The organism is Streptococcus rupicaprae (assembly GCF_040545225.1).
GTDB lineage: Bacteria > Bacillota > Bacilli > Lactobacillales > Streptococcaceae > Streptococcus > Streptococcus rupicaprae.
In genome coordinates this window covers 34192-43735 of record NZ_JBEPLO010000021.1, presented here as the reverse complement: position 1 = coordinate 43735, position 9544 = coordinate 34192, and the positions used below count along the sequence as shown (strand labels likewise).

At 44.5% G+C, this 9544-nt stretch carries 11 protein-coding genes; 4 read left to right on the top strand and 7 right to left on the bottom strand.

The window, feature by feature from the left end:
• Nucleotides 1-542 precede the first annotated feature (542 nt).
• From ABID29_RS09110 to ABID29_RS09095, 4 genes are all read left to right on the top strand, one after another.
• Nucleotides 543-677: a hypothetical protein gene (locus ABID29_RS09110; RefSeq protein ID WP_354365842.1), complete on the top strand. Its 135-nt coding sequence runs from the start codon at nucleotides 543-545 to the stop codon at nucleotides 675-677.
• A 137-nt stretch (nucleotides 678-814) separates the two neighbouring features.
• Nucleotides 815-997 (top strand): hypothetical protein, encoded by a 183-nt coding sequence (locus tag ABID29_RS09105; protein WP_354365841.1) that lies wholly within the window; start codon nucleotides 815-817, stop codon nucleotides 995-997.
• 160 nt (nucleotides 998-1157) lie between these two features.
• Nucleotides 1158-1502 carry a hypothetical protein gene (locus ABID29_RS09100; RefSeq protein WP_354365840.1) on the top strand — a complete coding sequence of 115 codons (345 nt, stop codon included), beginning with the start codon at nucleotides 1158-1160 and terminating at the stop codon, nucleotides 1500-1502.
• A gap of 5 nt (nucleotides 1503-1507) precedes the next feature.
• Complete coding sequence (locus tag ABID29_RS09095) at nucleotides 1508-2275, top strand: recombinase family protein (RefSeq protein WP_354365839.1); 768 nt, start codon at nucleotides 1508-1510, stop codon at nucleotides 2273-2275.
• A gap of 73 nt (nucleotides 2276-2348) precedes the next feature.
• Here ABID29_RS09095 and ABID29_RS09090 read toward each other — a convergent pair whose 3' ends face one another.
• From ABID29_RS09090 to ABID29_RS09060, 7 genes are all read right to left on the bottom strand, one after another.
• Entirely contained in the window at nucleotides 2349-3080 is a 732-nt protein-coding gene (locus ABID29_RS09090) for a PlySs2 family phage lysin (RefSeq protein ID WP_354365838.1), read from the bottom strand.
• Between the two features lie 94 nt (nucleotides 3081-3174).
• Complete coding sequence (locus ABID29_RS09085; protein WP_354365837.1) at nucleotides 3175-3450, bottom strand: phage holin; 276 nt, start codon at nucleotides 3448-3450, stop codon at nucleotides 3175-3177.
• A gap of 1 nt (nucleotide 3451) precedes the next feature.
• On the bottom strand, nucleotides 3452-3772 hold the full coding sequence (locus ABID29_RS09080; protein ID WP_354365836.1) for a hypothetical protein: 321 nt from the start codon (nucleotides 3770-3772) through the stop codon (nucleotides 3452-3454).
• Nucleotides 3773-3781: 9 nt separating this feature from the next.
• Nucleotides 3782-3913, bottom strand: a complete 132-nt coding sequence (locus ABID29_RS09075; protein WP_354365835.1) for a hypothetical protein — start codon at nucleotides 3911-3913, stop codon at nucleotides 3782-3784.
• 19 nt (nucleotides 3914-3932) lie between these two features.
• Entirely contained in the window at nucleotides 3933-4388 is a 456-nt protein-coding gene (locus ABID29_RS09070) for a hypothetical protein (RefSeq protein WP_354365834.1), read from the bottom strand.
• A complete protein-coding gene (locus ABID29_RS09065) occupies nucleotides 4378-4809 on the bottom strand; it encodes a DUF1617 family protein (RefSeq protein ID WP_354365833.1) in 432 nt (143 codons plus the stop codon). The genes ABID29_RS09070 and ABID29_RS09065 overlap by 11 nt, the downstream gene beginning before the upstream one ends.
• 16 nt (nucleotides 4810-4825) lie before the next feature.
• The gene (locus ABID29_RS09060; RefSeq protein WP_354365832.1) at nucleotides 4826-9544 is read right to left on the bottom strand and encodes a phage tail protein; all 4719 of its coding nucleotides are present in this window, start codon (nucleotides 9542-9544) and stop codon (nucleotides 4826-4828) included.

The window sequence follows — 9544 nt, the reverse complement described above, 5'->3', positions numbered from 1 at the left end:
TCAATTAAAGATACTAAATTTCTTCCTATTTATAAACACTCCTCATGTGTTTCAGAATATCGAAATACCTGCTATGCATCTCAAGCCAAAAACCAAAAGGCGTTAAGTAGTCATCTGAGATAATCAGATGCTTGGTACGATAAAATCGACCTCGATATTTGACATACACGGTCACCCACTGCTCGGCACCTTGCCAGGTAAAGGTAGTCTTGTCTAGTCTGATACGTTTAATAATAAGCATTTTTTATACCTCCTGACTATATATTCGTAAAACTTGCCTTTAAAATGGACATTTTTCAAAATTTCCGTTTTAAGGGCTTATTTTCCAACTAAATTCCTAACCTGATATTCTGCCGAATGCTACTGTAACCTACTGCGTTTATCTGCGTCCATAGCACGCAAACCTCGTTATCATTCTGTACTTCAATAAATTTTTTTAAAATGTTGAAAAAACACTTGACTTATATTATCGGATAATATATAATTGTATTGTAAGGTTGATAGGGAGACCAAAACCTTACAAATAAAAACAGGAGGAAAAAATGAAATACTCAGAACTGGCAGATTTGCTAACGAGCGCTGGAACATTTCTGGTAGGTGTCGCAGCGGTCATAACAGCAATCAAGCCGACAAAAAAAGAATCTAACAAGAAAAACCACCCACGGCGCTTCAAGTAAGATTCTGGTAGAGAGGGGGAGAAATCCCCCAACCTCTACTTTGAGTATATCATAAAATCAGAGGATATGAAATACTTTGCTACATTTGTTTTTGTATTGATCGTCTATCTTTGGATTAAAAGTAGAAAGGAGTAACAATGGCATATTCAAAGGCTCAAAACGAAGCCACTAAGCGATGGCAACAGGCAAACCCAGAAAGAAACAACTATCTCAAAAAAAAATCCACTGCAAAAAGCTTTATCAGGCTAAATGCAACACTGGACGACTTAGAAGAGTTGGAAAACTTAATTAACGAAACTAAATCCTCAAAATTTAGTTAAAATAAAAACCTTGTAACCACTCAAACGCCAATCCGACTGGTCACAAGGTCACCGCACTTGCTAAATAACAAGTACCCTATGATTATATCAGCGTACTTGGATTTAGTCAACCCGAGTACGCTTTTTGCGTACCTCAGATAATAATAACGAGGTAAATACCATGAAAAATGTAACTATCCAAAACTTTGCCTACTTTGCAATCCGTAATCAATCTTGCTACACCTTTATTGATGCGTTGCTGACAGGAGTTGAATCTACTGAAGATGAGTCAATCATGGCAGTAAATAATACGCTAGATGTATTGTTTGAGACACTAAAAAATGATGGTTACCGACTATGTTTTACCAAAAGTGTCCTTAAATCCTTTGCTAAAAACACCCTCGTTTCCCTGTCGGTTGAATATCGCAGGATTAAACTAGGACAGAAATTTGGCTGGGAAAATGAATCCTTTGAAAGCCATTGTCGTAACAAGGCTGCAGCCCACATACCGATGACAAAGGGGTAATGTGAATGAAAGCAGCCATCTACCTCAGGGTCAGCACTCTTGAGCAAGCCAATGGTTACTCTTTGGATACCCAAGAATTGCTAGCTCTAAAATACTGCAAGTCAAATAACTATGAGGTTTATCAAATATATAGCGACCAGGTCACAGGGGCAAAATTTGATAGACCTCAATTACAAGCTTTACTGTCCGATGCCAAAACCAAACTTTTTGATGTGGTCATCGTGCACAGATTGGATAGGCTTGCACGTAGTACTAGGGACACCTTTGTTATTGTAGAGGATATATTTTTACCTAACAATATCAGTTTTGTTAGCCTTACCGAGCACTTTGATACTACAACCTCTCTTGGAAAAGCCGTCATGGGTATCTTAGCAATAAATGCCCAGCTTGAGCTTGACAGGATAAAAGAGCGGATGGCTCTTGGTAAGCTTGGTCGTGCTATGCAAGGCAAACCAATGGCATGGTCCCCTGGTTTTATCCCATTTGGTTACGACTACATAGATGGTCAGTACCAGGTCAATGCCGATGCTAAATGGGTTAAGCATATTTTCGGTTTGGCACTCAGGGGTCTGACTCCCAAAATGATAGCCAAACAAATGACTGTTAAAAAAATACTAGGTCGTACATGGTATTTTAGCACTATCAAACTGATTTTAACTAATCCAATCTATATCGGCAAAATCCGTTGGCGAGGTAAAGTATACCAAGGCTATCACTTACCAATTATAAGCCAGGGTGATTTTGATGCTGTCCAAAAACAGCTTGACCTCTAACACAAAAAACCGCCCAGATTTTCTCTGAGCGGTTTGGTTGTGTATCAAAAATTGTATCTTTCTATTTTTATTTTTATTTAAATGTGCCCCAGGCTTGACCGTAACGTTCGCCGTTACGGGTTGCCCCTGTAGCAATATAATTACGTTTGCCAGATCCTCCGATGTAGGAGATCCAAGCGTAGCCGTTATCATCCACGATAACTTTGTCATACTTGACAACTTGGCCCTTTTTGTAAACAGCCACAATCTGGCCACTTGTGTTTGGTGCACGCCGAACATTTAAAGCATCCACAACGACAGTCATTGTGCCATGCTCTGTGTATTGTTTAGCTCCGCTTGCTGCTGGTGTTGTAGTATTTGACACTACACCCGGTGGAGTAATGTAATGGGCAACATTGAGGGCATACGTTGAAGCACTGTAATAGTTGCGCACTGGATAACGTTTGCCATCGCAGTTTTGCTCGATTACTACAAGCTGGTCTCCATTGACTGCCTCAATGATGACTACGTGACCATAAACTCCGCCTCGCAATGTGACAATTTGTCCTGCTTTAAATGGTCCACTAGTAGATACGCTCCAACCATTAGCCCCCCAGTTGTATGAAGTGCCAATGTTGTGTGCTGCGATTGTGTCACCTATCGCACCACTAACCCAACCAATACCCGCACCTAGTCCCACAACAGAACCAGGTGTAATCATGGCCTCGTAGTAGCTAGCGAGGCCGTAACACTCACCATTTCCCACAGGTCGACCAGAGCCAACCAGGGCTCTAATGTTGTTCAATGCTTCATTTACTGTTGTCATCTTCTTTTCCTTTCCAAAAATACCTCTACAAATGGCCCCACAAGGAGCGCAACGGCTCCAAGGGGCAATAACATTATCATTAAGATTATCTTCTTCATTTTGGCTCCGTATAAGTCAATGCTCGCTCTGAGTCTGATAGGCCTGCTGTGGTAGGGTCAGGCAGGACATTTAATGCATTGACGACAGCTAAGCCAATAAGATAGGGGTTGCTGATAAAATCTACCAGCACTCGACCAACAGCACCCCAGCTGGTCAAGTCCTCAAATTTGAGGCCCAGATAAGCCAAGACTGGCACAATAACAGCTAAGACAAATCTGGACACAAAGACCTTGTTTTTGTGATTAAAACGTACTTTCCAGTTGATGTTCATTCTATTTTCCTTTCGTTTCTAAAACGGTGATACGGACTTCGTGAGTGTCCAAGCGGTTTTCGTGTTCTTTGACATTTTCTCGGAGTTCGTACTGTTCCTTAGTGGTTAGTTCCAGATTGCGGTTAAGATTTTCAATCGCCTGCGTCAGAGGGCTGACGGTGTCTGTTAAAAGTTTGTTATTTTCGTCCTGCAACCGTTTTGCCATGCGGTTATCTGGTTCAATAACCATTTTTTTGTAAAACCACAAGCACGCCGCACCGATGACCGTTCCCGCTGTCACAACACTTGCGACATCTTTCAACAATTGCAAAAATGGCGACATACGCTCCTCCTACTCCTGTTTATCTAAGCCTGCATTTGCCAACTCTAAAAGCTCTTTGACTTTAGTGCGGTACTTGCGTGGCACTTGCTCCAATGTAATCCATCCTTGTTCAACTTGCATCGCAAAAAAATTAATCATCATTCCTTCTACTCCTTTGATATTATTCTTCAGTTGTTTCATTAGTCGGCTCAGTTTCATCTTCGGCCTCCTCATCGACATCTAATTGTGCTAAAAGTTCATTGACTGTCATCGTCACTACTCTGACCATTTCGCGGTTCTTTTCCGTCTCGCCTCTAATCTCTGCTACGATTTCATTTTTTAGCATTTCGATTTCAGTTTTGGCATCAGAAATCTGCTTGTCAAATTCCTTTGTTTTTTGCTTCAATTCATCCACCGTCTGCACGGCTTCGGACATCGCTCGGTCGGCGTAAGTACGCTTAAAAAAGTTGTCCAAAACCGCTTGGACCAGCTCAGTATCTGCTACTTGGCGGTAATCCCCAACCAATTGAGCGACAAGGTTTTCCCCTGTTTCTTGGTCAAAGATCGCTGCACTAGCGCCAACAACCGAGCCAAACTCGTCAAGCTTAGCGTGATTGTATAGTTTTTTAAAGGCCATCTGTTCCTCCTTCATATTGTTCCAGGAGGTCATCAATTAAGATAACCTCAGTTGCAGAAAAATCATCCTCTGCTTCCGCCAACCAGTCGAAAAAGGCTTTGTAGCGACTAGCATACTCGCCAGCCTCTAGCGTAATCTCCTCCTCTGATAGCTCAGACTGAAGTTGTCTAACCTCAGCCAGTTTGTCTGGGTCCTTTAACTTAAGACCGCCAGCACCATCAGATACGATCTGACCGTGTTCATCAGCCTCACAGTATTCCTTTAGGATGTCTGATTCGTCCTGATAGTATTCCGTAAACTTTTCTTGTACCTTAGCGATTAGCTTCGCCCTACCGCGATTAGCCTTCATGTTTTTGGGCTGAACCCTCTCTAAGATGGTTGAGAGTGTTGTGAGTTGGTTGTTTTTGAGTGTGAGTTTCATGTTGTGTCTCCTATTTTTAAAAATCGCTTTGCCATCCTAGACCGGCCTTGATGCCTAGTTGGGTCAACAACGCAGTTAATCGATGGTAACCACCGTACTTAGTTCGCATATAAATCTCTTCTATGTACATTCGATTGACTGGATATCCTTCCAGCCCCACCGCAGATTTGTGCAAGCTACCGGCCGGTGACATTGGCCTCATGACATAATCGTTTGACTGTGGATTCGTGTTTTCGAATATCCAGCCCTTCTGCCCTTCCAAAAAGGAGTGAGAAATGATAGTGATATCTGAGTGTATGCCAATGCGGTCAACAACCTCTGTTCCTGTTGCGCTACCAGACGCATAAATGTTGATACCAGTAAATGCACCATCCGTCACTGACTCACTGTTAGACCGATTGGTCCCTATAGAGGTAACGCTAGCCATATAGCTGCCAGTTGGATTGTTATTTAACTTTTTAAACGTGTTGTCGTTTGCTTCACGTCTTGTCGAAAATTTTACAAATTGATTAGGGAGACCCGAAACAGAACGTCGGATAGCTGGGCTGTCTGTCAAAAAGTTAATGGCGCCTGTATTAAGATCAATCTCCATCGCCCTGTTAAGAGCCGTCAACTTACCACCGTTTATCTTGTCAGCACTAATCTCAACGGATTGTACAATCGTCGAAAACAGCTTTTTCGTAGTCGTTGTGCCAGACACAACCGTGTTAGCAGTCATGTTGTCGAAAAAGGCCTCGTTGAAAAGGATTTTATCACCAGTAACAGACTTAGACTGGATGTGTATACCAGTAATCGTCCCTGCCACAATCTTACCGCCGTGAAGCGTTTCGATCATAGCTGACTTGATGATTCCCTCATCAATAATGGATCGCCCGTTAAGATGAATTAATCGCCCTTGTAGATGCAATCCCTCTGGACCGCCGTTAACAGCAGTAATCACATCCCCGTTGCTGTTGAGCGTCTTTAACGCAAAGCTATTTTCCATCAGCGTTAGACGACTGCTGTTAGCTATCTCCTGCGCCGACGTGTTATCCACAAAATTCTCAGGCGGAGTCTCTCCGCGGACGATAGAGATTTGTCCGATGGCAACCTGTCCATTTTTACGGAGCCAAACGTGCAGACCGTAGTCGTCGGTCACGATGCTATCCGAAAGGACGGTAAAGGTGCCTGTAAAGATCTGACTGGCGCCTGTTTTTGTTGCGGCGATACTAAACCCTCCTAGAGGGGTCCCGCTGTTTCGTATCTCAAATCTAATTTCATCATCAGGCAATACATCTACCCAGAGATTGACACGATAGCTGAGCTTCTCCCCTTTAGTAAAGGTCGCTGTCCTCAACGGGACCTGGAATCCTCGCCATTGAGCGGTGGTATGTCCTGTCTGCTTGATCACCAAAAGCTTGTAGGTGTTGGTACCAGTCATGTAATAATCTGACGCATTACTGTTAGACCTAGGTTTGTGGCGTGAGTAGTTAGTCGGATCATAGACCAGGTTGTCGCTCTTCGCCAAGCTTTTGCCGACTTCAACTTGAAAGATTTCAGAGGTCATCGCCATGCGTGAAATTGTATCTGCTATGCCTTCTCTGGTCGTCCCAATCGTGCGCTCGTAGAGCTGGGCGGTCTCTCGGACTCTGTTAAAGTCGACGCCTGTTACCATGTCTTCGTTTGCAGGAGACCAGTCCGATGAGACGTTACCAATAGTCGCTTTAGGCCTAGACACCACGACATCGCCAGTACACTGGATGTACATGCCGATATCATGAGTTAGACCAGAGACATCGAGGCCATCTGGGAGTTTAGCTTTAATCTCAACACGCTCATCGATACTGGTCCCTACTCGTCTATCCCAAACTCCGATGTAACCCCAACCTGTGATACCGGGTAACTCAATCCCGATACGGTTGTTTTTGCTTGCATTAGTGGCAGTGTTGGGTGTCATGCGTCCTTTAACGTGGACAGACAGTACCAGTTCACGCCTCAGGTTGAGTTCTTTCCAAAATCCTTCCGCAAACCTAAACCGCTTCATCTTTGACCCTGGGGCTCCCTCGGCAGAGGTCTGAGTGATTTTATCATCACTCTCTAAGATCCAGTTGCGGTAATCAACCCTGGTCGGTATCATCCCCCTTGTCTCCGTCAGCTGACGCTCGATAGACTGCGCTGTCTCTCGTTTGTAGTTGTCAAATACCGACGACTGCACATAGCCAGCTAGAGTGTCGTTGGTGATGTAGCCACGGCCTGTGACATTGGCATCAACCTGGGCCTTAGTCTGATAACCTTTGGCCGTGATAGCTGACTCCACCTGCGTACTGGTCAACCGCTGAGCGATTTGGTCGGCCTGCTGGCGAATTGAACTCTCAGCTGTTGATAGACGACCCGTGACCGCATTGACTTCGGTTTTGGTCGCTAGTTGGCGGATACCGTCCGCTGTTTGTTGAGCAAGGGTCTTTGTCTCAGACAGGCCGCCGTCTAGTCCTTGGACACGTCGCCCTAGCTCAGCGCTGTTTTCGGTTGCTGTTCGCTTGTACTCGGCAAATTCGTGGCGCAAGTCTTCTTCGGCAGGTTGATAATCGGTTGGCGCTAAATCGGACTCAGTGACCATGTACCAATCGACATCGGCTGTACCTGAGCGGTCACCGCCTTTGGGATACCAGTAAGAGCGTATTTGATATTCACCTGTTTTTTTAGGGATAAATTTGTCAAATTTTATCTCGTAATCTGTTGTCTCAAAATATAAACCTTTAGTATCTGACCAGTCCGGATAATAGAGTGCGACCAAGACCTTTTTGTCTGTTGTGCCTCCTGTCTTTTTAGCTCTCGCTCCAAACCAATAAGTCTTGCCAGCAACAAGATTGACTGTACGAGTGTCAAAACCGTAAGCATCGGAACTCTTATTGATTTTGGAGTTCTTGACTAAATTTGCTGTTCCGATTTTGATATTATCAAACCGCTCTCTGACTCCGTCCAGACCTCTTTCAAGGTCTGCGGTCTTGCTGGTCACACTACGGACTGCTTGGTTTTGACTATCCAGCGTAGTCTGTACCGACTGGTATTGCTCTCGGACACCAGACAGACTGGTCTCAACACTTGCGACCCGCTTGGTCACGCCGTCAAGACTACCAGTCGTTGCATTGACTGTCTTAGTCAGCTCGGTTAGGGTGGTTTTAGCACCGTCAGCCGTTTTCTTTGTTTCAGAGACTAGAGTTTGTAACTCAGTCTGAGTCCGAGCCTGATCAGCCAATTGTTGAGCCTGACGGGCAACCGTGGACTTAGTCGTTGCCAACTGACCCTCAAGGTCGGACTTAAGTTGCTGAGCTTTGGACACAGCCTCCGCATACCCAGCTTTTGCTTCCTCGGCAATCCGCTTAGCGGTGTTGGCAAGGTCTGTACTTGCCCCTGCCTGAGCTAAAAATTCTCTGGCTTGCTTTGCTCGCTCAGCTTCGTTGGCCTGTATGGTGGTGTTGACCGTTTCAAATTCTTCTGCGATGTCGTGCTTAAACTTTTCAACGTCGTTAACAACTGGAGGCTCCTCCCACTCAGCACCATTCCAAAAATACATTTTGGTTTCTTCACCGACCCGGAGATAAAGCGAATCGCCTTTTTTTAACGTACCTTTGGGTTCATCTTTAGGAAATTCGACCCCGAAGTAGACTGTGTTTTTCCCTTCTGCTGATACCATTGCCCGATTGGCAACCTCTAAAGCCTTATTTACATTGTCGGCAGTAGACTGCATTTGCTTCTTAGCTACACTATAACCGGCCGATTGTTTTTTGACAGAGCCAATGTCGTTGCAAGTGACTTCGTGCTTGACCAAAGCCCCTTTGACATCGTACTCGCTAACGTAGGAGACTATGCGGATTTTCTCCTGGAAACCCAATGTTTCGTTGATGGCCATGATGTAATCACCCGCTCTTGGTTGGGTATAGTCATAGCCCGCCTTTGTTAGGTCTTCCATATCAATCTTGACGCTGATTGTGTAGGAGTTATCGACATTTTCCTTAAGGACAGACAGCATGTTTTCGCTTATGGTGTAACGCTCGTCTACAAACGGCTCTGCTTCCAAACGTCCGTAGACGGAAGCCAAGGGACTCTCGTACTCAACTTCTAAGCGCCCTTTAGAGTGATCTTCGCTATCGTTCCAGGCACCAAATCCCTTTTGATAGGTCACAAAGTCTCCTATATTTTTTTCAATACCCAGCTCATTTAGATTAAAGTTTTTTCGAACCACCGTGGATAAGTCCGTCCCTGCCTTTGCCAGAATCCTAACAACCTTGCCTGAGACAGCAAATTCAACACCCGTTGACTTGATGATGTCATTAAAGAGAGTCAAACGTTTTTTATAGCCAAACGATTGTTTAGAAAAAGCCGAAATTTTCAACAGCGAGTCTACTGTGTAGCGGTATCCACTGTCCTTGAAGATAAACTCTAGATAAGCGTCAAAGGTATGCGATCCATCTTTTAACTGACTGTGGACAGACGATTTGTCAAAATCCCAAAAAAATTGATGAACCGCATCAAAAGAAACACTGGTTTGACGCCCTCCATCAATCGGTTTAGCGTAAGTGATGACATAGTATTCATCTTCAAAGCGCAACCGCCAACCTCTCTCGATGTGACTAAGGACATAGTCACCAGAGATAATCTCACCCGAGATGGACCGCTCGCCATTGACTGCATTGGTTGTTTTCAAGGTCGTCAGCGCACCATACTCAACATCGTTTTCATCCAAAAATGTAATCAA

What these genes read in the sequence shown, in the direction of transcription:
- ABID29_RS09110 (WP_354365842.1), top strand. Translation starts at nt 543, where the DNA reads ATGAAATACTCAGAACTGGCAGATTTGCTAACGAGCGCTGGAACATTT.
- ABID29_RS09105 (WP_354365841.1), top strand. Translation starts at nt 815, where the DNA reads ATGGCATATTCAAAGGCTCAAAACGAAGCCACTAAGCGATGGCAACAG.
- ABID29_RS09100 (WP_354365840.1), top strand. Translation starts at nt 1,158, where the DNA reads ATGAAAAATGTAACTATCCAAAACTTTGCCTACTTTGCAATCCGTAAT.
- ABID29_RS09095 (WP_354365839.1), top strand. Translation starts at nt 1,508, where the DNA reads ATGAAAGCAGCCATCTACCTCAGGGTCAGCACTCTTGAGCAAGCCAAT.
- ABID29_RS09090 (WP_354365838.1), bottom strand. Translation starts at nt 3,080, where the DNA reads ATGACAACAGTAAATGAAGCATTGAACAACATTAGAGCCCTGGTTGGC.
- ABID29_RS09085 (WP_354365837.1), bottom strand. Translation starts at nt 3,450, where the DNA reads ATGAACATCAACTGGAAAGTACGTTTTAATCACAAAAACAAGGTCTTT.
- ABID29_RS09080 (WP_354365836.1), bottom strand. Translation starts at nt 3,772, where the DNA reads ATGTCGCCATTTTTGCAATTGTTGAAAGATGTCGCAAGTGTTGTGACA.
- ABID29_RS09075 (WP_354365835.1), bottom strand. Translation starts at nt 3,913, where the DNA reads ATGATGATTAATTTTTTTGCGATGCAAGTTGAACAAGGATGGATTACA.
- ABID29_RS09070 (WP_354365834.1), bottom strand. Translation starts at nt 4,388, where the DNA reads ATGGCCTTTAAAAAACTATACAATCACGCTAAGCTTGACGAGTTTGGC.
- ABID29_RS09065 (WP_354365833.1), bottom strand. Translation starts at nt 4,809, where the DNA reads ATGAAACTCACACTCAAAAACAACCAACTCACAACACTCTCAACCATC.